Here is a 23,681-nt window from a genome sequence, read left to right as displayed (position 1 = left end):
CACAGCCTTTCAAGCGTTGCGTGCGCCGGAGCATAGCCGAATTCTTCCCGGCCACCCTTCCCAGCAGGTCGTCTGGCCGCCCCCTGGGCCCCCCTCGGAGGGAGGGGGCCGTGGGGCAGAGTGCCCCATGTCCTCATCCCGCGGGGCAGCCTGCCCCAGCCCCATGCCGCGCAGCGGCATTTCGCCTCCTGACAGCGGCCCTCCGGGACGTGGCGCACCCTTTGCTTAGGGCAGTAAGTACCCGAGGGCGCTTGCTCGTCCCCTGTCCGTGCTCCCGTTTTCGCCCAGTACCCATAAGGAAAGCTTCATGAGTTCGAGCCTTTCATCCTCGCTGATCAAGGACGTCCCCGCGTCCTTGGTGGTCTTCCTGGTCGCGCTGCCGCTGTCGCTGGGCATCGCCGTGGCGTCGGGAGCCCCAGTCCAGGCGGGCCTCATCGCCGCCATCGTCGGGGGCATCGTCGTGGGCGTGCTGGGCGGAGCGCCGTTGCAGGTGAGCGGTCCCGCGGCGGGCCTGTCCGTCATGGTCTATGGCTTCGTGCAGAAGTTCGGCTTCGAGACCACGTGCGTCGTCGCCGCCATGGCCGGCATCCTTCAGATCGCCGCGGGCTCGGCGGGCATCGCGCAGGCCGCGCTCGCCATCTCCCCGGCGGTGCTGCAGGCGATGCTGGCCGGTATCGGCATCCTCATCGCGCTGGGCCAGATGCACGTGTTGCTGGGCCACACGCCCAAGGGCTCGGCGCTCAACAACATCCTGGGGCTGGCGGACTCCGTGCCCCATGTGAACGTCAGCGCGCTCATCGTCGGCGGCTCGACGCTGCTCGTCCTCCTCGCGTGGAACCGCTTCGTGGCCAAGCGCGTGCGCCTCATCCCCGGCTCGCTGATCGCCGTCGTGGTGGGCACCCTCATGTCGTTCTTCGTGCCGGGGGAAATCCCCCGCGTGTCCATTGGGGCTGGCGTCTTCCAGGAGTTTCACCTGCCCACCCTGGGCGGCCATCCCATTGGAGACCTGGTGCTGGCGGCCCTGGCGCTCTTCGTGGTGGCCAGCGCCGAGTCGCTGCTGTGCGCCGTGGCCACCGATCAGCTCCACTCCGGGCCCCGGGCGAACCTGAACCGCGAGCTGTTCGCCCAGGGCGTGGGCAATACGCTCTCGGGCCTCGTGGGAGGCCTGCCCGTCACGGGCGTCATCGTGCGCAGCTCCACGAACATCGCCGCCGACGCGAAGACGCGCCTGTCGGCCATCCTCCACGGCGTGTGGATGCTGGTGTTCGTGCTGATGTTCTCCGGCGTGCTGGCGCGCGTGCCCATGGCGGCGCTCGCGGCGCTGCTCGTGCACGTCGGCGTGAACCTGGTGAAGATCAAGGAGATCCGCAAGATCGCCGAGTTCAACGAGGTCATCGTCTACGCGGTCACCCTGACGGGCGTCGTCTTCATCAACCTGCTCTGGGGCATTGGCATCGGCTTCGCCCTGGCGCTGGTGCTGCTGCTGCGCCGCACGGCCAAGGTGAACCTCTCCACGGAGACGCGCGGCGAGGAGATCCACGTGACGCTCCGGGGCCACCTGAGCTTCCTGTCGGTGCCCGCGGTGACGTCGCAGCTGCGCTCCATCCCGCCCGCCCGCACGGTGCACATGCGGTTCGAGGTGGACCAGATCGATCACGCGGCCATCGAGGCCATCCGCGCCTGGCGCGTGGGGTACCAGAACGCCGGCGGCAAGGTCGTGAAGGAGCCGCTGGACGTGCTCTGGCGGGAGCTTCTACCCCGTTCGCTCAGCACCGCCGCCTAAAGCAGACCCGGACAGGTGAAGCCCATGGATACCCCCTCTCGCGTGGACGGCTGGCTCTCCGAGTGCCGCCCCAAGCTGCCGATCCAGAACCCTCTTTGGGCTTTCATCCACAACAACATCCTGCTCAACCTGGAGGACCGGCCGTTCCGGGAGGTGGTCCGCGAGGCGGCGGCGCTCTACCGGGCGCGGCCCTACGAGACCGAGGACTTCTACCGCTCGGAGCTCCAGCGGGGCCGCATCCGGCGGGAGAGCCTGGACGCGGTGCTCGCCCAGGCCCTGCCCGGCAGCGGGCCGGACCGGGTGGAGCGGTTCCTGGCCGAGCCGTCGTTCGGCAACAGCGTGGCGCCGGTGCCGTTGCTGCGCGCCGCCCCGCGCCTGGACGCCGCGTACCACGCCTCCTACGACCGGATGCTGCAGGACTTCGTCGTGCCGCTCATCGCTTCGTTCCTCGACCAGGGCATGGCGGCCTGGGCCAACCCCTTCAACGAGGGGGCGCTCTGGGGGTACTTCCAGGCGAGCGTTCACGCCGCGCCGGGCTGGGGGTTCGACTGGGCGGGCCCGCTCAAGGCGAGGCAGGAGGCCCACGAACGGGCAGGGCGCACGGTGGACGAGATCATCGAAGCCGAGGTGCGCGAGGCGGCCCCCGAGGGACAGGAGGCCGCGTACTGCCTGGAGACGCTCTTCGCGCTCAAGGGCTGGTCGGGCATGGTCATGCGCCTGGAGGCCGAGCCCGCGCTCGCCCCGGTGGAGGCGCCGCAGGCCTCGCTCAAGGACTGGCTGGCGGTGATGCTCGTCTCCACGCACGCGCTGGATGCGTGGCTGATGGAACGGCACGGCACCCGCCGGGCGGAAGTGCTGGCCCGGCCCGCGGTGGCCCCCGAGACGGTGTCCCTGGGCCGGCTGCACCTGTGGCAGGAGGCCTACGAGCGGTCCTTCGCGGGCGACTTCCTGGCCCACATCGAGAAGGGGCTTCGTCCGGACACGCCCGGGGTGGTGAGCGCCGCGCCGCGCTTCCAGGCCTTGATGTGCATGGATGACCGGGAAGAGTCCATGCGGCGCGCGCTCGAGTCGAAGGCGTGCGGCATCGAGACCTGGGGCTACGTGGGCTTCTTCAACGTGGACATGCGCTTCGAGGCCGTGGGCGCCAGCCGCGCCACCCGCCAGTGTCCCCCCGTCGTCGAGCCCTCGCGCACCATCAAGGAAGTGCCCCTCGACGGAGAGGCCGAGCGGCTGGCGCGGGCGCGCAGCGCGGGCCGGGCCGGGGGCAGGGCGCAGCTCTTCAGCTTCTACCACTCGCGGACGTTGATCCGCGGCTTCTTCGTCTCGCTGGCGCTGGGGCTGTTGAGCTTCCTGCCGCTGGTGCTGAAGGTGCTGATGCCCAGCCGGATGACCCGGCTGCGCCGCGCCGTGCAGCGCAAGGCCTTCCCGCACCCGCGCACGGCCCTGGCGCTGGATGCGCAGGGCGGGTACTCGCTGGATGAGCAGGCGAACATCGTTGAAGGCGCCCTGAAGACCATCGGGCTGACGCGTCAGTTCGCCCCGATGGTGGCGGTGGTGGCCCACGGCTCGACGAACACGAACAACCCGTTCCGGCAGGCGTACGGCTGCGGCGCGTGCTCGGGCAACCCGGGCGAGCCCAACGCCCGGGCCTTCACGCTGATGGCCAACCGCCCCGAGATCCGTGAGCGTCTGGCCGCGCGGGGGCTGAACATCCCGGCCACCACGCTCTTCGTGGCCTGCTACCACGACACCAGCGTGGACACCGTGGAGGTGCTCGACCGGGACCGGCTCCCGGCGGAGCGCCTGGCGGAGGTGGCGGAGCTGGAGGCGCGCATGGGCCGGGCGTGCCGGATGAACGCCCTGGAGCGGTGCCAGCGGTTCAGCCAGGGGCCCAAGGTGGGCTTGGAGGCGGCGGCGCAGCACGTGCTCGACCGGGGCCATGATCTCTCCCAGCCCCGGCCCGAGTACGGCCACAACCGCGTCGCGGCCTGCATTGTCGGACGGCGGGAGCTGACGGCGCAGACGTTCCTCGATCGCCGCTCCTTCCTCGTGTCGTACGATCCGACGCAGGACCAGGGTGGGGCGAACATGCGCTCGGCCATCCTCGGCACGGTGCCCGTGGCGGTGAACATCGCCATGGACTACTACTTCTCGCGCGTGGACAACGAGGGGTTCGGCGCGGGCTCCAAGCTGCCGCTGAACGTCGTGTCCCTGCTGGGTGTGCTCACCGGCTCCAAGAGCGACCTGCGCATCGGCCTGGCCCAGCAGATGGTGGAGCTGCACGAGCCCATGCGCATCCTCGTGGCCGTGGAGGCCACCGAGAAGGATCTGCGGCACCTGATCGACACCCATCCGCGCATGCGCCGCATGGTGCGGGGAGAGTGGATGCGGCTGGTGCGGATCGATCCCTCCACCCGCGCCATCGAACTCTGGGAGGGCCAGAACTTCGTGCCCTGGCGTGCGCTGTGGCCGGAGTTCCGTGAGGTGAAGCCGCCCGCCTTGCCCGCCATCCTCGATCTTCGCCACGACCGGTCCGCCGAGGTGTACGCGTGAACCTCCAGAACTTCTCCCTGCTGGCCGTGGCCTGGGCGGCGCTCATTCCCGCCGTGCTCGGGATCGCCCAGCTGTGCGGCCTCCGGCTTCCGGAGCGGCTCACCCAGCGGCTCGCCGTGGCGCATGCCTCGGGGTTGCTGGCCGCGGCCCTGGTCCTGGGGGTCCTCTTCGTCCAGACGCCCGAGCGCCTCGTGGAGGTGGCGACGCCGCCCCTGCTCGTGACGCACGGCTACGAGTGGCGGGTGGTGCTGCTCATCGACCGGCTCTCCGTCACGTACATGGCCCTGGTGGCGCTCATCTACCCAGTCATCGTGCGCTTCTCCCGGCCATCGTTCCACCGGGAGCCGGGCTCCCAGCGCTACTGGTTCCTCGTGACGCTGCTGGCCTTCGCGCTCACGTCCGTGTCGCTCGCGGGCAACATCGACGTGCTCTACCTGGGCTGGGAGCTGGTGGGCGTCTCGTCGGTGATGCTGATCGCCTTCTTCCGGCGCAACCCACGCAGCTACCAGAACAGCCTGCGCGCGCTCGTCTACTACCGCGTGTGCGATCTGGGGCTGCTCGGCGCGGCCATGTGGATCCACCACGCGCTGCCCACCGCGGACTTCTCCCACTTCGCGGAGAACGCCTCGGTGCCCACGGCGGCGGGGGTGGCCCTGGTGCTGCTGTTCGCCACGCTGGCGAAGTCCGCCCAGTTTCCCATGTCGCCCTGGCTCCACCGCGCCATGGAGGGTCCGGCGTCCTCGAGCGCCATCTTCTATGGCGCGCTGTCCGTCCACCTGGGGCCCTTGCTGCTCCTGCGCACGAGCGCGCTGTGGATGCCGCACCCGGGGGTGCGCGTGGCCATGGCGGCGGTGGGCCTGCTGACGGCGGTGTTCGCCACGCTCGTGGGCCACACGCGCCCCGATGCGAAGACGTCGCTGGCCTATGCGACGATGGCGCAGCTCGGGCTGCTGTACGTGGAGATCAGCCTCGGGCTGCACACGCTCGCGCTCGTCCACCTGTGCGCGCATGCCGGCCTGAGATCGTGGCAGTTCCTGCGCTCCTCCTCGCTCATCCAGGACTTTCAGGACAACCCGCTCGTGGGGACGGAGGTCCGCCTGCGGCGGCGTGCCCGCTGGGAGCTGCTGCTGCCCGTGGGGGCCCGCCAGTCGCTGTACCTGGCGGCCTCGCGGCTGTTCTGGCTGGACAGCATCCAGTGGCGCTTCATCGCGCAGCCCTTCCTGGGGTTCTTTACGTGGCTTGCCACCCTTGAGGACCGTCTGCTCGGGGGCTCCCCGCGCCAGCGGAACAGCTGATGGCCGAAGCATCCTTGAATCTCGGTGAAGGACAGATGGCCGCAGCCATTCCCGCCCGTGCCACGGGCTGGTGGTCCTTGGGGGTGGGCGGTGCCGCCGCGCTGGGCATCTGGCTGGCCCCGACGCGTCCGCTGTTCGCCGTGGCGTGGGCGGCCTTCTTCGTGTGGCTGTGCGTGCGGGCCAGCGTGGGAGGCCCGGGGCGCTCCGGCCGCATCCCCCTCCTGCCGATGGTGGCGGGGCTGGTGACCACGGTGCTGGCGATCTGGACCACGCCGGCGCAGCCGCTTGCCGCGCTGGGGGCCGCCGTGGCCGGAGGGCTCCTGCCGTTCCACCTGTGGGTGGAGGACCTGCGCCGGCGGCTCCAGTGGCAGGAGTTCCTCCTGCTCCTGCTTTGCCAGCCGGGGGTGGCCTGGCTCCACCGCGCCGTGGGGGAGGACCCCACCGCGCTCAGCGGCTCGCGGGGCACCGTGGTGCTGATCCTCTTCGTGGCGAGCGCCCTCGTGCAGTCTGGCCTCGGGCTGGTGCGCAAGGAGCCCACGCGGGCGCTCTCGGCCATCACCTTCTCGCAGTCCTGGCTGCTGATGGCGGGCGCCTTCGCCGGACACATCGGCTGGGAGTCGGCCCGGGTGCTCCTCATCTCCACCGTGGCGGGCAGCTTCGTGCTGATGACCATCACCGGCCTGATCAAGGACACCTATGGCATCGAACGGCTGGCGCCGGACAACGGGCTGGCCGAGGTGGCGCCGGACTTGCACCGGCTCTTCATCGCCATGGGGTGGCTCTTCGTCGGGCTCCCGGGAGGCCTGGCCTTCTTCGCGGAGGACCTGCTCTTCCACGCGCTCCTGGAGCACTCCCTCACGGCCACGATCGGTTTCCTGGCCGCCACGGCGCTGAACGGCATCGTGTTCTACCGGGTCTACGCGAGCCTCTTCTGCGGGCCCACGCGCCCCGAGCTGAGAGACCTTCCCTCCCGCGTGGCCTCCCGCCGCTGGCGCGTGGCGCTGCTGACGGCGGTGACGGGGCTCGTCATCCTGGGAGGTTTCGTTCCCGCGCTCTTCGTGTAACGGGGGCGCAACGTTTGGCGCCTCCTGCCGACAATCTAGGCAAGACACACACACAGGAGAGCCAAACATGTTCAAGCGAATCTTTGGATCTGCTCCCCAGACCCCTCCTTCCTATCCCTCTTCCAAGCCGGCCTATAAGGACCTGAAGGCCTCCATCGGCCAGGACGACTTCTACAAGAAGATGGCCGAGGCCGATCCGGCCAACGCCGGCAAGTGGAAGGAGATGGTGGAGGTCCAGAAGCAGTTCAAGGACGCCGAGCCCTCGTACCGCCACCCGGAAGCGCGGACCTACAGCGAGTCCAACCGCGAGACGCTGCACCGCGCGGCCACCAAGCTGCTCAAGGAGCAGGGCGCGGACCATGTCTACGACGACTTCATCCGGATGCACCCGGCGGTGTTCAAGGAGAACGGGGCCTGCTCGCTGCCGGTGATGGCGCAGGTGAGCATCCTCGGCAACACCAAGTCGACCATGGTGAACGGTGAGAACGCGAAGCACCTGCTCACCGGCCTGAAGAACGACTCCCAGTACCTGGATCTCGTCCAGGCCGCGGCCCAGAAGACGCGCGAGGCCCGCCAGAAGGAGGGCAAGCCCGTCACCCTCAGCGGCTATACGATCCGGAAGCAGGATTAGGGCAGCGAGGGCACCAGCGTCCAGGCCGCGGCACACAGCTCGTCCACGTCGAACGGCTTGTCGATGACCTGGGCCGCGCCGAGCCGCCGGGCCTCCTCATGGGTCTCCTCGTCCCCGAAGCTGGTGATGAGGATGACCGGGAGCCCCGCGTGCACGCGCCGCAGCTGGGCCAGCACCTCCAGCCCCGTGCAGCCCGGCATCCGCACATCGCTGATGAGCAGGTGGGGCAGCTGCTCGGGGGCCTGCGTCGCGCAGTGCACCAGCAGGCTCAGCGTCTCCCGCCCATCCCGGAGTTCGGTGACGTCGAACCCCGAACGCCGCAAGGCCCGCGACAGCAAGCACCGCAGCTCCGTGTCATCCTCCGCCAGCAGCAGGCGGGGCGTGGCATCGGCGGGCATTCCCTCGGTACGCGGTGGCGAGTGCTTCATCCTGCCGCTCCAAACCAGCATTTCCCGTGCCACCTCAGGGCTTGTCGGGAGGCTCCTCGCGGCGCTCCAGCTTGCGGTAGAGCGTCTTGCGGTCCACGCCGAGGATGCGCGCGGCCAGGGTGCGGCTGCCGCCCACGGCCTCCACCACGCGGTGAATGTAGCGGCGCTCCACCTCCTCCAGCGTCACCAGCTCCGACACGTCCGTCACCTCGGGGAGCACCCGGGGGGCGCTGTAGTTGCGGATGCGCTCGGGCAGATCCTCCACGGTGAGCTGCTCGAAGGTGGTGAGCGCCACGGCGCGCTCGATGCAGTTCTGCAGCTCCCGCACGTTGCCGGGCCAGCCGTAGGCCAGCAGCCGCTGGGCGGCGGCGGGGGAGAGCCCCACCACGCGCTTGGCGTTGCGCGTGGCGTACTGCTCGATGAAGCGCTGGGACAGCAACAGCACGTCATTGCCGCGGGCGCGCAGCGGGGGCAGCTCGATGTTGATGACGTTGAGCCGGTAGTACAGGTCCTCGCGGAAGCGGTTCTCCTGCACCGCCAGCTCCAGGTCCCGGTTGGTGGCCGCGAGGATGCGCGCGTCGAACTCCACCTCCGTGTTGCTGCCCAGGGGGCGCACCTTGCGCTCCTGGATCGCCCGCAGCAGCTTGGGCTGGAGCCCCAGGGGCATCTCGCCCACCTCGTCCAGCAAGAGCGTGCCGCCGTTGGCCTGGAGGAACAGGCCCGTGCGCGCCGTCTGGGCTCCGGTGAAGGCACCCTTCGCGTGGCCGAACAGCTCGCTCTCCAGCAGGTGCTCGGGCATGGCCGCGCAGTTGATGGCCACGAAGGGCCCGTCCCGGCGGCGGCTCTGGGTGTGCAGGGCCCGGGCGGTGACTTCCTTGCCCGTGCCGCTCTCGCCGGTGATGAGCACGGTGGTGTCCACCTCGGCCACACGCTCGATGAGCGCCTGGGCCTGGGCCATCACCGGGCTCTTGCCCAGCAACTCCCGCGTCCCGGCCTCCTGGCCGAGCACGTGCCGCAGCCGCCGCACCTCCTCGCGCAGCGCGCGGTGCTGTACCGCCCGCTCCAGGACGAACACCAACGCGTCCAGGTCCACCGGTTTGGTGACGAAGTCGTAGGCCCCGGCGCGCATGGCGCCCACCGCCGTCTCCAGGCTGCCGAAGGCCGTCACCACCACCACGGGAATGTCCGGCCGGTTGAGCGCGATGCGCTCGCACAGCTCCAGGCCGTTGAGCCCCGGCATCTGCAAGTCCGTGAGGACCGTGTCGAAGTCCTCCTGGGAGGAGAGCGCCAGGGCCTCGTCCGCGGACGCGAGCCCCACGGGCGTGAAGCCCCGGCGGGTGAGCCCTTTTTCCAGCAGGGCGCGCATCTCGCGCTCGTCCTCGACGATCAGGATCCGGCCTGGCATCAGGGGCCTCCGGGGGGAAGATACACGGAGAAGCAACTGCCACGGCCGGGCTCGCTGTGCACGGCAATCCAGCCGCCATGGTCCTGCACGAGCCCATGGGAGACGGACAGCCCCAGGCCCGTGCCCTCGCCCACGTCCTTGGTGGTGAAGAACGGATCGAAGATGTGGGGCAGGTCCTCCGGCTGGATGCCCTCGCCCTCGTCCTCCACGTCCAGGCGGATCCACTCCGTCTCCGGGGCGCCCGGCTCGCTGGGGACGGCCGCGCGGGCAGGCCCGGCGCGCACGCGCAGGGTACCGGGGCGCTTCATGGCATGGATGCCGTTCATCACCAGGTTGGTGAGCACCTGCTGAAGCTGGCCGTTGTCCACCTCCAGGACCAGGGACTCGGGCACCTCGGAGACCAGGGTGACGCTGCGCTTGCTGGCCAGGGGCCGCAGCAGCGCCAGGGTGTGCGTGACGAGCTGGGCGATGTTCTCCGGGGCCCGGCGGGGCGCGCGGCGGCGGGCGAAGTCCAGGAGCTGGCGGATGATGCGCGTCATGTGCTGGGCCTGCTGGGAGATGATCTGCGCGCACTCGGCCACCTCCTCGCCCACCGCCTCGCCGGAGGAGATCATCTTCGCGCGGCCGAGCACCACGTTGAGCGGGGTGCCCAGCTCGTGCGCCACGCCCGAGGCCAGCTTGCCCACGGTGGTGAGCCGGTCCGCATGCCGCAGCCGCTCGAGCGTGGACAGGTGCGCGGTGGTCTCCTGGGCGATCTTCTCCCGGGCCGCCAGGAGCAGCTCCGCCATGCGGTTCATCGCCACGGCGAGCGTGCGCAGCTCGTCGTTCTGGCTCAGGTAGACGCGCTCCTGCAGGTGGCCCTCGCCGATGCGGTGCGCCAGCCGCACGAGCTGATTGACGGGCTTGCCGACGAGGCGGCGGCCCATCGCCATGGCCACCAGCAGGAACGCCCCGGCGATGGCGCAGGTGGCGATGGCCGCGTTCTGCACCGTGTTGCGCACGTGCTGGTGCTCCTCGCCCAGGGACTCGGAGATTTCAATGGCCCCCAGGTGCGTGTTGATGAAGACCGGGGTGTAGGAGCGCAGCATCCCGGCGCCCGCGCTGTTGTCCACCCGCGAGCCATCCTGCCCGGCGCGGAGCGTGCCCAGCAGCGGGGCGGGGAGGGCCGGGGGCACGTGGCCCTGGGCCCCATCCAGCCACACCCAGCGCAGGTACACCTGGGCCTGGAAGCGGTTGGCCTGCTCCAGCAGCGTGAGCGCCTCGGCTTCGCCTTCCTCCTGCCAGGCCCGGGCGATGGAGCCCGCCAGGGTGTGGCCCAGCAGCCGGTGGTCGTGCCGCATGTCAATGGCGGAACGGTCCAGCTCCCGGCGGACTTCCAGCGTCTCCAGCACCGTCATGACGGCGATGGCCAGCAGCGTGAGGGCGAGGGTGATTTTGCGCGCGAGTTTCACGGAGGCTTCGACAAACCATGTATCCGGTATCCGCGCAAAAGGGTGCTACCACTGTGTGCGGCGTACAACAGGGGTCTCTGAGTTTCACTGATTTCATAAACAATCAGAACACGTCGTGAAGTTTGGCGCGTAAGTGAAAGCAGAAACTCGAAAATATCCGGGATGATCTTTTTAGACGCGGAAGCGCTGTGCGCGCCTCTGCTCCACGAGGGAGAGCGGTCATGACGGGATTGTTGCTTATGGGTTTGGCTTCACTTCATCTCGTCACGGCGGATGTTTCAGGCGCAGCTGTTCCCACGTGTCAGGCCACCGCCGAGGGCCCCACGTTCGGGCTGGGCACCGGGTTGATGTATTTCCATTTCACCACCACGTGCGATGCTGTGGTGAACGCCATCACCGTCAACGCGTCCGTGGACGGCCCGCGCCAGGATCGCTCGGGCTCGAAGACGTGTGTTGACAGCAGCACGTGTACGTATGTGCTCAGCGTTCCGTATGCGCGCGGCACGTGGCTGTGGACCAACGCGTCGGCCATTCTCTCTCAGCCCTCGGCGAAGTCGGTTCCGTTCTCGGCGACGAACGCTGTCACCTATAGTCAGTAGGAGGTGTTGAAAACCGGGAGGGAGCCGTGGTGTTTCATCGCAATGGGGGGGCATGGCTGGCGCTGGTCCTGGCCGCCGGCTGTGGGGAGGAGCCGCAAGCGCCCCAGATTGGCACCAACCAGGTGACGAACGGCTCCTTCGAGCTCAAGCTCAGCGGCTGGTGGTCCAACGCGGATGTCGAGGATGGCACCGTCGAGGTGCTCCCGGAGGCCGCCGACACGGGGGCCCTGGGCCTGGCGCTCACCAAGGGAGCCGGGGGCTGGGGAATCGTCGTTGGCCAGGACACCGCGCCTCATACCGCGGGGCAGACGTATCACGTCCACGCGCGCATCCGGGGCAAGGCGGGCGGCGAGCGCGTCAGCATCAGCTTCCACGGCCAGGGCTTCGAGGTGGAGGCCGGGAAGCAGTGGCGGACCGTGGAGCGGCTCGTGTACCTGCCCGGGGACAGCAAGGACTTCAGCGCCATGATCGCCAACACCACGGACCACTCCACCGTGTACGTGGATGACGTGGCCTTCGCGCCCACACAGGTGGCGCAGGGCGAGGCGGACAAGCACCGGGACAACCTGATGCACAACGGCTCCTTCGAGAGTGGGCTGGGGATGTGGAGCTTCTGGTCCGGCTCGGATGGCCAGGGCAGCACCTCGTTCGATGCGCGCCACTCGGGCTATGCGGGCCTCGTGCTGAGCCTGGGCGGGGAGGGGGGCGGTGCCTCCGTGAAACAAGCGCTTCCGGAGCCCGTGCGGGCCGGAGACGTGTATCGCGTGGAGGCGCACGTGCGAGGGGCCCTGGGGGGCGAGACGGTGTCGCTCTGCCTTCAAATCAACGAGGAGCCGTGGGATGGGCCCTGTCTGCCCTTCACTGCGGCGTCCAAGTGGGTCCACGTCTCCGGGAAGGTGACCATCGAGGAGCCCCTTGATGATCAGCGTCTGGGGCTCGTGCTGTCGCTGTTCGGGGAGGGCACCGTCCAGGTGGATGACGTGATAGTGGTTCGCGTCAACTCTTGAGGTGAGACGTCCCGATGAGCCGTGTTCTGGAGGATTTGCTGGCGCTCCTCAAGCTGGAGCCCATTGAGGAGAACCTGTTTCGCGGGCCCAGCCAGGACCTGGGCTTCCGGCAGCTGTTCGGTGGCCAGGTGCTCGGCCAGTCCCTGTCGGCCGCCAGCCGGACGGTCCCCCCCGAGCGCCAGGTGCACTCGCTCCATGGCTACTTCCTGCGCCCGGGGGATGCCTCCATGCCGGTGGTCTACACCGTGGACCGGGTGCGGGATGGTGGCAGCTTCACCACCCGGCGCGTGGTGGCCATCCAGAAGGGGCAGCCCATCTTCACGGGGATGGCGTCCTTCCAGGGCATGGAGCCCGGCTTCTCCCACCAGGTGCAGATGCCCCAGGTGCCCGCACCGGAGGAGTGCCTCACGGACGTGGAGCAGATGCGCGCCCAGGCGGACCGCATCCCCGAGCGCCTGCGCGACAAGTTCCTCGGCCCCAAGCCCATCGAGATGCGGCCGGTCCCCTATGTGGATCCCTTCTCGCCCCAGCCCCGGGAGCCCCGCTGGTCCGTGTGGTTCCGCGCCAACGGGCCGATGCCGGAGGATCCCCAGGTCCACCGGTACCTGCTGGCCTACGCCTCGGACTTCAACCTGCTGGGCACCGCGATGCAGGCCCACGGCATGAGCATCCTGAACCCCCGGCTCCAGCTGGCCAGCCTGGACCATGCCCTGTGGTTCCATGGGGACCTGAGCATGAGCGACTGGCTGCTGTACGCCATGGACAGCCCCTGGACGGGCAACGCGCGCGGCCTGGCCATGGGCCGCGTCTTCACCCGCGAGGGCCGGTTGGTGGCCTCCGTCTCCCAGGAAGGGTTGATGCGCCTGCGCGAGGCCACCCCGGGCTGAGGCCTCTTCCTCGCACCTTTCCCTTCATCCGGAGAGCAGGGCGAACCCGGAAATTGTCCAAAAATTGGACAACCGAGACATCTGCCCTCCACCGGAAGACTCACCCCCTCTCAGGCCTCGATGATGTGGGGCTTCCTTCTTGAATTCTCAGGGGTTGCAAATGGGCGGGGCGCCTCCGGACGCTCAGGGGGGCCCAGGCGAGTGGAGCATGCATGCACCACCCGGCCGGCGCGCCCCGAGGGGCGGGGGCTTGGCACAGGGCGTGCTCTATGGAGGCTGCCGGCTCCCTCGGGATCGAGGGTGGAGCCGCGGAAGTCCCCCATCCACTCATTTGAAGGAGCATTCATGGATTCGTTGCGCAACCCGCTCGCGGCGGCCGCCCTGGCCCTGGCCCTGAGCGCCTGTGGGCCCCAGACCCCGGAGGGCCAGGAGCCCGCGCAGTCTCCCGCCAGCAACGCCGTCGCCGACGCGGCGCGTGATGCCGCGGGGAAGGGCGCACAGGAAGGGCTGGATCCGCTGTTCGAGAAGGCTGCCCGCGAATTCAACGTCCCGGCGGACCTGCTCAAGTCCATCTCCTTCACCGAGACGCGCTGGCAGATGGTGCGCGGCGAGGAGGAGTTCGAAGGAATGGCCCCGGCCTTCGGCGTGATGGCGCTGCGCGGTGAGCGGCTGGAGCGCGGCGCGGCCCTGGCGGGCGTGTCCGCCGAAGCGGCGCGCACGGACGTGCTGGCCAACATCCGCGCGGGCGCGGCCCTGCTGTCGGCCGAGGCCGACGCGCTGAAGGTGAACCGGGCGGACCTGGGCGACTGGGCCCCGGCCGTGGTGCGCCTCAGTGGAATTACCCACACGGACGCGCAGGCCGAGTACGTACACAACGAGGTGTTCGCCACGCTGCGCCAGGGCGTGGTGGCCGAGGCGGAGGGCACGGTGACTGCCTCCATCATGCCCACCGAGGTGCAGGCGAAGTTCGCGCTGCCCGCGCTGCGCACCCAGTCCGCGGACTACGGTCCTGCCATCTGGCGCGCGTCCCCCAACTTCAACGCGCGCCCCGCGGGCACTGACATCTCGATGATCGTCATCCACACCTGCGAGGGCGGCTACTCGGGCTGCTGGAGCTGGCTGGCGAACTCGTCCGCGGGCGCCTCCGCCCACTACGTGGTGAACGAGAGCGGCAGCGAGATCACCCAGCTCGTGACCGAGGCCAACCGCGCCTGGCACGTGGCGGCCTCCTATAGCTGCAGCCTCAACGGCAGCAAGGACTGCGGTCTGAACGGCTTGTCGACGAACCACTTCTCGGTGGGCATCGAGCACGGCGGCTACGCCAGCCAGTCGAGCTTCCCCGCGGGGCAGATCACCGCTTCGGCCAAGCTCACGTGCGACATCTCCAAGAGCCAGGGCGTCGTCCGGGACAGCTACCACATCGTGGCGCACGGCCGGCTCCAGCCCAACAACCGCACGGACCCGGGTCCCAACTGGCCGTGGGGCAGCTACATCGACAAGGTGAAGGCCGAGTGCGGCGAGGGTGGGGGCACGACGCCGTCGCCCACCGCCATCACCGTGGACTCCGACAACGCCAACAACAACGCGGCGGTGGCCAAGTTCACGGGCTCCGCCAGCTGGGCCACCTCGTCTGCCTCGCCGGGTTACTACGGCTCGAACTACACCTACGCCGCCACCCAGCCGATCTCCGACACGGTGACGTTCTCGTTCTACCTGTCGGCCGCAGGCGCGCGGACCATTGATGCGTACTGGGTCGCGGGCACCAACCGCTCCACGGCCGCGCCCTTCATCATCTCCAACGCAGCGGGCACCGAGCTGGGCCGGGTGGCCGTGAACCAGCAGGTGAATGGCAGCAAGTTCAACGCCCTGGGCACCTGGAACTTCTCGGCGGGGTGGAACACGGTGAAGCTCAGCCGCTGGGCCCCGGAAGGCTTCGTCGTCGTCGCGGACGCCATCCGCGTCCGCTAACCGGCACGGGTGAAGAGGCCCCGCCCTCGCGGGGCTTCTTCCTCGCCGGAGGGGAGGGGGCTTGCGTTTACGCGGCCCCGCTCCCGCTGGACTCCGTCCCGGGCATCTCGGTCTTGCCAGGCTTGAGCAGCGCGTAGCCGGCGCAGACCACCAGGGAGCCCACGAGGATCGCCACCAGGTAGAGCAGCACGTGGTTGACCGCGTTGGGGATGAGCAGCACGAACAGGCCTCCGTGGGGGGCCATGAGCTGCACGCTGAAGAACATGGACAGCGCCCCGGTGATGGCCCCGCCCACCATGCAGACCGGGATGACGCGCAGGGGATCCTTCGCCATGAAGGGAATCGCCCCCTCGGAGATGAAGCACAGGCCCAGCGCCAGCGAGGCCCGTCCCGCCTCGCGCTCGGACTCGGAGAACTTGGAGCGGGCCAGGAGGCTCGACAGCCCGATGCCGAGCGGGGGCACCATGCCCGAGGCCATGATCGCCGCCATGGGGCCGTAGGCGCCGGGGCCTCCCGCCGAGAGCAGGCCCACCCCGAAGGTGTAGGCCGCCTTGTTGACCGGACCGCCCAGGTCGAAGCACATCATCGCGCCCAGCAGCAGCCCCAGCAGCACGGCGTTGCCGGAGCCCATGTGGGTCAGGAACGTGGTCATCGCCGACATGACGGCGGCCACGGGCGTGCCGATGACGTAGATCATCACCAGGCCCGTGACGAGTCCCGCCCCCAGGGGAATGAGCAGGATGGGCTTGAGCGCCTCCACACTGCGGGGGAGCTTGAGGTAGCGGCTCATGGCCTGGGCCGTGTAACCGGCGAGAAAGCCCGCGACGATTCCGCCCAGGAAGCCCGCGCCCAGATCGCTGGCCAGATAGCCGCCGATCATCCCGGGCGCGATGCCGGGCCGGTCGGCGATCGAGTACGCGATGTAGCCCGCGAGCAAGGGCACCATCAGCTTGAAGGCCGCTCCTCCGCCGATGCGCATGAGCGCCGCGGCGAGCGTGCCCTCCTGCTTGAAGGCATCGATGCCGAACACGAAGGACAGGGCGATGAGCAGGCCGCCCGCGACGACCATGGGCAGCATGAAGGACACGCCGGTGAGCAGGTGCCGGTAGGGCCCGCGCTTGCCGCTGGCGCTGGCCTTGCCCCCGCCGCCGGGCTGCGCCGTGGGACGGTGGGCCTCGCCCCCCAGGGGCTGGGCCTTGTCCAAGGCCTCCTGGATCGTCTGGTTCGATTTCTTCAGCGCGGCGCCGGTGGAGGTCCGCCAGACACGCTTCCCGGCGAACCGGGACTGATCGACCTCGATGTCACAGGCGAGGATCACGACCTCCGCCTCTTGAATCTCTTCCGGGGTCAGCTTGTTCTGCGCGCCCACGGAGCCTTGCGTCTCCACCCGGATGGGGTGGCCCAGCCCCCGGGCGGCCTGGGCGAGGGCCTCGGCTGCCATGAAGGTGTGGGCCACGCCGGTCGGACAGGCCGTCACGGCCACGATCTTCTTGTCCCGGGAAGGGGCCGCGGCTGCGGGAGCCGCCAGGGGGCGCTTCGGGGGGAGCGCGGCCAGGGGCTTCGCCTCGTTCTCGGCACGGCTCAGGAAGCCGTCGGGATCCGGGAGCGCCTGGGCGATGGGCGCCTGGTAGACGCGCTTGCCCACGAACCGCGAGAGATCCACTTCCGTGCCCGTGGCCACGATGACCAGGTCCGCGGCGCCCACCTTCTCCGGGCCGAGCGGCACAAGCGGCTCCAGTTGGCTGTGCATCTCCACCGAGGGGGTCCAGCCGCGCTTCCGGGCGGCACGCTCCAGGGCCCGGGCCGCCAGGAAGACCGTGGCCACGCCGCTGGGGCAGGCCGTGACGATGATGACATTCATCCGAGTGTCTCCCCGGTGCTTGGATTGCGGACAACGGTTTGGTGCTGAAGGGCTTCGAAATCCACGGCCTTGGGATCGCCCACGCCCACGTGGCGCACGCATTCGGCGGCCAGGGCCGTCGCGAAGCGCAAGGTGCGCTCCCGGGGCCAGCCGGACAGGAGGCCGTGCAAGGCTCCCGCGAGCAGCGTATCGCCCGCGCCGACGGTGCTGAGCACGGTGACCCGGGGAGGGATGGCCTCCAGGGCCGTGCCCCGTTGGGCCCAGAGCACGCTCCCGGCCCCCGCGGAGACCAGCACGTCCTCGATGCCCTCGGCATTGAGCCGCAAGGCCGCCTGGAGCCGGGCTTCGGCGGTCTCCAAGGGGCGCCCGGCCCAGCCCTCCAGCTCGGTCTCATTGGGTTTGATGCCGGTGGGGCGCGCGGCGAGGCCCGAGGTCAGCGCGGGGCCACTGGTGTCGAGCCAGACGGGAAGGCCGTGCTCCCGGAGCGCCGTGATGAGGCCCGCGAGCTGGGCCGGGGAAACGTTGGGCGGCAGGCTGCCGGCGATCACCACCGCCTCCTGTCCAGGAGCGAGCGTGCCCAGCCGCGCCTTCAGCGCCTCCAGTGCGTGCTCGGGGATGCGCAGGCCGGGCCCATTCAGGTCCGTGACGCGCCCCCCGGCCTCGGAGACCTTCGCGTTGATGCGGGTCTCTCCCGGCACCCGGATGAAGGCGTCCCGCAGGCCGAGCTCGGCGAAGGCCCTGACGAAGGGCGCCTCGTTGTCCGCGCCGAGCAGGCCCGAGACGGTGACGTCGTGCCCCAGGCCCGTGAGGACCCGCGCCACGTTGATGCCCTTGCCCCCCGCGTCGAGCCGGGTGCTCTCGGCGCGGTTGACCTCGCCGGGCTGGAGCGTGTCCAGGCGGATCGCGAGGTCCAGGGCGGGATTCAAGGTCAGGGTCAGGACGCGCGCCATCAGACGGCCTCCAGGGCTTCGCGCACGGCGGCGGCGGTGGGCTGGCGCAGCGCGAGCGCGGCCAGCTCGCGGGCCTGCGTCAGCGTCAGCCCCCGGATCCGCGCCTTCACCATGGGCACGCTGCGGCTGCTGACGGACAGCTCGTCCACCCCCAGCCCCACCAGCACGGGGATGGCCAGCGGGTCCGAGCCGAGCTCGCCGCAGACGCCTACCCAGCGGCCCTCGGCGTGGGCCGCCTCCACTGTCATCCGGATGAGCTGGAGCACCGAGGGGTGGAGGGCATCGGACTGCGCGGACAGCATCGGGTGGCCGCGGTCGATGGCGAGCGTGTACTGGGTGAGATCGTTCGTGCCGATGGAGAAGAAGTCGACCTCCTTGGCGAGCGTGGGGGCGAGCAGCGCGCAGGACGGCACTTCGATCATCACCCCGAGCTGGACGTCGGGGGCCTTCACCTCGGCCTGGACACGGTCGAAGAGGGCTTTGCCCGCCCGGAACTCCTCGATGTCCTTCACCATGGGGAACATGATGCGCACCGGGCGGCTCTTCGCGGCGGTGAGCAGCGCGCGGAGCTGCATCTCGAAGACCTCGGGCCGCGTCAGCGTGAGGCGGATGCCGCGCACGCCGAGGAAGGGGTTGTCCTCCTTGGGCATGGGCCAGTACGCGAGCGGCTTGTCCCCGCCGACATCCAGGGTGCGCGCGACGAGGGGCCTGCCCGCCAGCGCATCGAAGGCCTCCCCGTACTCGGCGATCTGGGTTGCCAGGTCCGGCATCTGGGGGTGGGCCATGAACACGAACTCGGTGCGCAGCAGGCCCACGCCCTCGGCGCCTCGCTCGACGGCGTCCGCCGCGTGCGCCGTGTCCCCGAGGTTCGCGCCCACCTCGACGCGGTGGCCATCGCGCGTGCGGGCCTCCTCGTGGCGCTGGCCATAGGCCGCCCGCTGAAGTTCCTGCTGCTCCTGGAGGCGGCGCTCGCTGCGCTGGCGGCGCTCGGGGGTAGGGGAGGCGACGATGCGTCCATGCTCCCCGTCGACGATCAGCTCGACGCCCGTGGTCAACGCGAGCACGCGCTCGCCCGCGCCCACCGCCGCCGCGATGCCGAGCGCACGGGCGAGAATGGCGCTGTGGGAGGTGGCGCCGCCCCGGGCCGTGACGAGCCCCCGGACCTTCGCAGTGTCGAGCCGGGCCACATCGGACGGTCCCACGTCATCGGCCACCAGGATGTAGGGCTGGTCCGGCGGCGCCGGCATCTCGACGCCACAGAGCAGGCCCAGCACCCGGCGGCCCACGTCCCGGAGATCCGCCGCGCGCTCGGCGAGCAGCCGGTCCGTGAGGGCCTCCTGGGCCCGGGCCGCCGTGTCGATGGCCCGCCACCAGCCCGCTTCCGCCGACAGCCCTTCGCCGATGGCTTCGAGCGCGGACTCCCTCAGCGCGGGGTCCTCCAGCATCTCCGAGTGGATCGAAAGGATCTGAGCGACCTCGCCCCCAGCCGTGCGCTTCACCAGCGCCGCGAGCTGGAGGTGGGCCTCCTGGAGGGCCTTCTCGAGCCGCTGGCGCTCCTTCGCGGCATTGTCTGCCCGCTCCGGGTAGTGGAACGTGGGGAGCCGCATCACGTAGGCGGGCGCGATCGCGATTCCAGGCGAGGCGGGGATCGCCGTCAGGGGCTCATCGGCGCCCGGTGGGACCACGGGCTCCTGGACGGCGGCGCGGGCAGGGGCCTCCTCCCGCGTCTCCTGGAACGGCGTCACGGGCTCTCCCAGTCCGCCGCGCACCGCCTCCGCCAGGGCCGAGACGGCTTGCGCGGCCCCTTCGCCCTCCGCGGAGAACACGAGCGTCTGTCCCCGGCGCGCGCCCAAGCCAATGACCTTGGTCAGGCTGGCGGCGGAGACCGCCTCGCCGCTGCCCTCCAGGAGGCGCACCCGGACGGGCATGGGCTGGGTGCGGGCCACCTGCACCAGCTCCTTGGCGGGCCTCGCATGCAGGCCGTGCGCGTTGAGCAGGCGTACCCGGGCGGTCTGGGCCTGGGCGGACTCGCCCGCGAGGCGCGAGAGGATCTGCTCCGCGGGCAGACTGGCGAGCTGCGCCCCATCCCCCCGCGCGAGCATTCCGTCGAGGCGCTCCAGGAGCGAGCGGTGGGCATCCCCCTGGGCCGCCAGACAAAAAACCCCGGTGGTGTCCCCGGAGTCATCCTGGAGCCGCCGCTCGGGGGTGGCCAGCGCCAGGCCCGGGGCGGTGACGCCCGAGGTGCCGTACACGAGCCAGAGCCCCTGGCCCAGGGACACGGGCGTCTGCCCGGCGATGGCGGCCACGAAGCCCGCGTCCACACATCCGGCATGGCGCAGCCGGGCGGCGGCGAACAGCGCCAGCTCCAGACGGTCCCGCACCGGCAGCCCGAGGCACAGGGTCTCCGCATCGAGCTTCGCCGTGACGGGCGCGCGCGACAGCAGGGAGATGACTTCCTCGGCGTTCGTGGCCCGGGCCAGCGCCTCGGAGACCCCCTCCCGTTCCAGCACGTGGGTGAGCTGCCGCAGGATGTCGAGGTGCTCATCCGACTGCGCGGCGATGGTCACCAGCAGGTGGACCCGGTGGCCATCGTGCCAGGTGAGCCCCTCTGGAAACTGGAGCACCCGCACCCCGGTGGAGCGCACGTAGCGCCGGCTCTCCGGGGTGCCGTGCGGAATGGCGATGCCGTTGCCGAGATAGGTGGAGGACTGGGCCTCGCGGGCCAGGAGCCCCTCGCGGTACTCCGCCGACACGCGGTGCGCTTCGGTCAGGGACTGGGCGGCTTGCGCCAGGGCCTCGCGCCAGTCCGTGGCGCGGCAGCCCAAGCGGACATCGTCCCGATTCAGCGTGAGCATGGGGTGCGGTCTCCCTCAAGTGTGAAACCCGAGGCAGCGTGCACCAATGCGAACCCGGCGCGGGAAGGTTCGCCGGGAGAGTTCCGAAATCAGACGGAGATGAGGCCCTTGCGGATGCCCTCGGTGACGGCCTCCACGCGGTTGGTCACCTCGAGCTTGCGGTAGATGTGCTCCAGGTGCGTGCGGATGGTGGCCTTGCTCAGGTTGAGCATCTTGGCGGCCTCGCTGTTGGAGATGCCCTTGGCGATGAGCTGGAGGATCTCCTGCTCCCGGTCCGACAGCGGCCGGAGCAGCGCATCCGGGGCGGCAGGGGCCTCCGGCGCGGGCGCGCGCTCCGGGGACGCGGCGCTGGTGGGCACCAGACCGCTGTCTGGATCCACGCGGAAGTGGCGCAGCAGCCTGCGGGCGAGGTTCGGCTGAATCACCGTGCCCCCGGCGCGCACTTCCTTGATGGCCTCGATGATCTTGTCCACCGGCGCGCCCTTGAGCAGGTAGCCCGAGGCGCCCGCCTTCACGGCCTCCAGGACTTTGTCCTCCTCGTCGAAGATGGTGAAGATGAGGATCTCCACCTTGGGGTGGGTGGCCTTCACCGCGCGCGTCACGTCGATGCCGCTCATGCGCGGCAGGCCCAGGTCCAGGAGGATGACGTCCGGGACGGTCTTGGCGACCTCCTCGAGCGCGGCCTCGCCGGACAGCGCCGTGCCGATGATCTCGATGTCCGGGTGGCCCTCCAGCAGGCGCAGTTGGTTCTTGAGGATCTTCGTCTGGTCCTCGACGACGAAGACACGGATGGGCGCTGCGGCCGGCATCGGGGGGGCGTCCACGGAGGCTCCGGGCGGTTACAGGGGATTGCAGGGAATGGAAAAGGAGACGAGTGCACCGGCCCCAGGAGCCGAGTCCACGATGATCTCCCCGCCAAGCTTCATCGCGCGTTCACGCATGTTCAGCAGACCATAATGGCCGCGGGGAGTCTTCTTCGGATCGAAGCCCTTGCCATCGTCGCGCACCGTCAGGTGGACCCGGCCTTCGGTGAAGTCGAGCCTCACGTGGACCACCTGGGCCTGGGCATGCTTGGCGGTGTTGGACAGGCCCTCCTGGAGGATGCGGAACAGGGCGAGCTGCGCGTCCGGGGACAGCTTGCGCGCCACCCCCGTGCGCTCGAAGCGGATGTCGAGCTGCGTGCGATCGCGGAACGTCTTGATGTAGTCCTCCAGGCCCTGTGCCAGCTCGAAGTCCTCGCGCATCATCCGCAGGTTGCGGCGCAGCTCCTCGATGGACTCCTCGGCGGTGGCCTTCAGCTCGCCGATCTCGGCGCGCAGCGAGCCGTCCTTCTCCAGGCTCAGGATGTACTCGGACTGGATGATCATCGACGAGAGCGAGGCACCCAGCCCGTCGTGGATCTCTCGCGCCAGCCGGTTGCGCTCCTCCACGATGGCCAGCTCCTTGAGGTCTCCCTGGAGCTCCACCACCTCGCGGTGGGCGGCGGCCTCGCGCTCGTTCAGGTACACCACCACGTAGACGATGATGAAGTTGAGCGCCGAGTACCAGAGCAGCGTCAGCAGCTCGATGGCGGTGACGGAGCGGTTGAGCAGCAGGTCCAGCCGGGTGGTGATGGGCAGCGCCAGGAGCGGCGGCAGGATGGCCAGCGGCTTGGGGTAGAGGATGGCGAACAGCGTGGTGAACAAGAGCTGCGTGGCCAGCAGCGGGCTCTGGAGGCCGCCGTTCACCTGCGGTTTGACGATCAGCACGACCATGATGGTGAGGTCGAAGCAGAGCGTGAAGTACGTCACCCACCGGCCCGCCTTGGGGTGATCGATGACGAGGAAGTTCGCGACGCTGTAGAGCAGCATCGTGAAGTAGCCGCCAAAGGCCAGCGGGCCCGTGAGCCCGAAGTACCCGGACCACTCGGGCACCGCCAGGATGAGCAGGCCCAGGGTCAGGAACATCATCCGCGCGTAGAAGAGCGCCCGGGCGCGGGCCACGAACCGGTCCTGCTCCCAGGAGGCGGAGGCCTGTTCGGCGGAGATGCTGTCCGTGAGCTTGCGCCGCTCCAGCACCGCGCGCACGCGGGCGCGCAGATCGTTGGCGGGTTTTTCCTCGTCTGAGGCGAGGCCGGTATCCATCACGTCCGGGAGCTTAAGGGAGCGGCCGGGCTTCCGGGAATCCCGGGCTGGGCGTTCGCTCCCTCGCCCCACCGGAGGGCCTACTTCGTGGGGGCGTCCACGCCTGCCTGGAGGCAGGCCTTCTTCGCCTCGGGCTGCTTCTGGAAGACGAACACCAGCCGGTCCGTCGACTCGCCCGTGGCCTCATTGAAAAGCGGGGAGCCGCCCATGTACATGGTGCCCTCGGGGCTGCCGTAGGGGTCGAGCTTCTTCTCCTTCAGCCACTGGTCCACGCAGGACTCCTTCGCCTGGCGCTCGGCCTCGGACATGGCCGCGGGGGTGGACGCATCCGGCGCGCCCGCGTCCCCCGTGAGGGCGTCCTGGGACGTACCGGTGGTAGGGGTGGTGGAGGCATCGGGCCGGACCGAGGAATCTCCCGAGCTGCGGCAACCAACGAGGAGGGAGAACGAAAGGGCGAGCACGCCGGTCAGCTTTGTCATAGGTCCTGTCAGGGGAGCAGCAGAGGTGGGATGTCGCGGCGCGGCAGAATAGGAGTGGAGCATGGCGAAGGTCCACATTCCCACGCCCCTTCGGGGCTTCACCCGGAACCAGGCCGAGGTCCAAGCCTCGGGGGCCACCGTGGGCGAGGTGCTGAAGGATTTGGAGCGGCGCTTTCCCGGCCTGGGCCCGCGGTTGCTCGACGCCCAGGGCGCGGTCCGCCGCTACGTGAACATCTTCCACAATGACGAGGACATCCGGGGCCTCCAGGAGCTGGAGACGCCCGTGAAGGCCTCGGACCGGCTCACCCTCCTCACCGCCATGGCCGGCGGGTAGTGCCGTGG

At 69.9% G+C, this 23,681-nt stretch carries 19 protein-coding genes; 10 read left to right on the top strand and 9 right to left on the bottom strand.

The genetic code is table 11. The annotated features are described in order from the left end of the window. Positions 1–307 precede the first annotated feature (307 nt). From KY661_RS07530 to KY661_RS07510, 5 genes are all read left to right on the top strand, one after another. A complete protein-coding gene (locus tag KY661_RS07530) occupies positions 308–1,783 on the top strand; it encodes a SulP family inorganic anion transporter (RefSeq protein WP_225409563.1) in 1,476 nt (491 codons plus the stop codon). Between the two features lie 24 nt (positions 1,784–1,807). Next, positions 1,808–4,336: a DUF2309 domain-containing protein gene (locus KY661_RS07525; RefSeq protein WP_225409562.1), complete on the top strand. Its 2,529-nt coding sequence runs from the start codon at positions 1,808–1,810 to the stop codon at positions 4,334–4,336. Continuing rightward, positions 4,333–5,631: a proton-conducting transporter transmembrane domain-containing protein gene (locus KY661_RS07520; RefSeq protein WP_225409561.1), complete on the top strand. Its 1,299-nt coding sequence runs from the start codon at positions 4,333–4,335 to the stop codon at positions 5,629–5,631. The genes KY661_RS07525 and KY661_RS07520 overlap by 4 nt, the downstream gene beginning before the upstream one ends. Positions 5,632–5,666: 35 nt before the next feature. Continuing rightward, positions 5,667–6,695: a proton-conducting transporter transmembrane domain-containing protein gene (locus KY661_RS07515; RefSeq protein WP_225409560.1), complete on the top strand. Its 1,029-nt coding sequence runs from the start codon at positions 5,667–5,669 to the stop codon at positions 6,693–6,695. A 67-nt stretch (positions 6,696–6,762) separates the two neighbouring features. Further along, entirely contained in the window at positions 6,763–7,326 is a 564-nt protein-coding gene (locus KY661_RS07510; protein ID WP_225409559.1) for a hypothetical protein, read from the top strand. On the opposite strand, the gene KY661_RS07505 is transcribed toward KY661_RS07510, so the two are convergent. From KY661_RS07505 to KY661_RS07495, 3 genes are read right to left on the bottom strand one after another with little or no spacing between them, the layout of a single operon-like run. After that, on the bottom strand, positions 7,323–7,754 hold the full coding sequence (locus tag KY661_RS07505) for a response regulator (RefSeq protein WP_225409558.1): 432 nt from the start codon (positions 7,752–7,754) through the stop codon (positions 7,323–7,325). The genes KY661_RS07510 and KY661_RS07505 overlap by 4 nt on opposite strands. A gap of 34 nt (positions 7,755–7,788) precedes the next feature. Continuing rightward, the gene (locus KY661_RS07500; protein ID WP_225409557.1) at positions 7,789–9,159 is read right to left on the bottom strand and encodes a sigma-54-dependent transcriptional regulator; all 1,371 of its coding nucleotides are present in this window, start codon (positions 9,157–9,159) and stop codon (positions 7,789–7,791) included. Continuing rightward, the gene (locus KY661_RS07495; protein ID WP_225409556.1) at positions 9,159–10,610 is read right to left on the bottom strand and encodes a sensor histidine kinase; all 1,452 of its coding nucleotides are present in this window, start codon (positions 10,608–10,610) and stop codon (positions 9,159–9,161) included. Before KY661_RS07495 ends, KY661_RS07500 begins: the two co-directional genes overlap by 1 nt. A gap of 239 nt (positions 10,611–10,849) precedes the next feature. Between KY661_RS07495 and KY661_RS07490 the strand changes: the two genes are divergently transcribed. From KY661_RS07490 to KY661_RS07475, 4 genes are all read left to right on the top strand, one after another. Then, the gene (locus KY661_RS07490) at positions 10,850–11,209 is read left to right on the top strand and encodes a hypothetical protein (protein WP_225409555.1); all 360 of its coding nucleotides are present in this window, start codon (positions 10,850–10,852) and stop codon (positions 11,207–11,209) included. Positions 11,210–11,238: 29 nt separating this feature from the next. Continuing rightward, the gene (locus KY661_RS07485) at positions 11,239–12,216 is read left to right on the top strand and encodes a carbohydrate binding domain-containing protein (protein WP_225409554.1); all 978 of its coding nucleotides are present in this window, start codon (positions 11,239–11,241) and stop codon (positions 12,214–12,216) included. Between the two features lie 14 nt (positions 12,217–12,230). Continuing rightward, on the top strand, positions 12,231–13,103 hold the full coding sequence (locus tag KY661_RS07480) for an acyl-CoA thioesterase (RefSeq protein ID WP_075005273.1): 873 nt from the start codon (positions 12,231–12,233) through the stop codon (positions 13,101–13,103). A gap of 345 nt (positions 13,104–13,448) precedes the next feature. Further along, the gene (locus KY661_RS07475; RefSeq protein ID WP_225409553.1) at positions 13,449–15,071 is read left to right on the top strand and encodes a golvesin C-terminal-like domain-containing protein; all 1,623 of its coding nucleotides are present in this window, start codon (positions 13,449–13,451) and stop codon (positions 15,069–15,071) included. Positions 15,072–15,138: 67 nt separating this feature from the next. Here the strand turns inward: KY661_RS07475 and KY661_RS07470 are convergent, their stop codons facing one another. The 6 genes from KY661_RS07470 to KY661_RS07445 form a co-directional block, all read right to left on the bottom strand. After that, positions 15,139–16,932 (bottom strand): PTS fructose-like transporter subunit IIB, encoded by a 1,794-nt coding sequence (locus KY661_RS07470; RefSeq protein ID WP_225409552.1) that lies wholly within the window; start codon positions 16,930–16,932, stop codon positions 15,139–15,141. Continuing rightward, a complete protein-coding gene (pfkB, locus tag KY661_RS07465; RefSeq protein ID WP_225409551.1) occupies positions 16,929–17,882 on the bottom strand; it encodes a 1-phosphofructokinase in 954 nt (317 codons plus the stop codon). The genes KY661_RS07470 and pfkB overlap by 4 nt, the downstream gene beginning before the upstream one ends. Next, positions 17,882–20,737, bottom strand: a complete 2,856-nt coding sequence (gene ptsP, locus KY661_RS07460) for a phosphoenolpyruvate--protein phosphotransferase (RefSeq protein ID WP_225409550.1) — start codon at positions 20,735–20,737, stop codon at positions 17,882–17,884. Before ptsP ends, pfkB begins: the two co-directional genes overlap by 1 nt. An 89-nt stretch (positions 20,738–20,826) precedes the next feature. After that, positions 20,827–21,561: a response regulator gene (locus KY661_RS07455; RefSeq protein ID WP_225409549.1), complete on the bottom strand. Its 735-nt coding sequence runs from the start codon at positions 21,559–21,561 to the stop codon at positions 20,827–20,829. 15 nt (positions 21,562–21,576) lie between these two features. Beyond that, entirely contained in the window at positions 21,577–22,860 is a 1,284-nt protein-coding gene (locus tag KY661_RS07450) for a sensor histidine kinase (RefSeq protein ID WP_075005279.1), read from the bottom strand. A gap of 80 nt (positions 22,861–22,940) precedes the next feature. Further along, positions 22,941–23,339 carry a hypothetical protein gene (locus KY661_RS07445; RefSeq protein WP_225409548.1) on the bottom strand — a complete coding sequence of 133 codons (399 nt, stop codon included), beginning with the start codon at positions 23,337–23,339 and terminating at the stop codon, positions 22,941–22,943. 61 nt (positions 23,340–23,400) lie between these two features. Here KY661_RS07445 and KY661_RS07440 point away from each other — a divergent pair, with 61 nt between their 5' ends. Beyond that, positions 23,401–23,673, top strand: coding sequence for a MoaD/ThiS family protein (locus tag KY661_RS07440; protein ID WP_225409547.1), 273 nt, complete (start codon positions 23,401–23,403; stop codon positions 23,671–23,673). The last annotated feature ends 8 nt before the right edge of the window (positions 23,674–23,681 follow it).

Origin of the sequence: Allostigmatella hybrida (assembly GCF_020103775.1) — a bacterium.
GTDB lineage: Bacteria > Myxococcota > Myxococcia > Myxococcales > Myxococcaceae > Hyalangium > Hyalangium aurantiaca.
The sequence above is the reverse complement of the archived record's forward strand: the minus strand, read 5'-3'. Positions and strand labels throughout refer to the sequence as shown.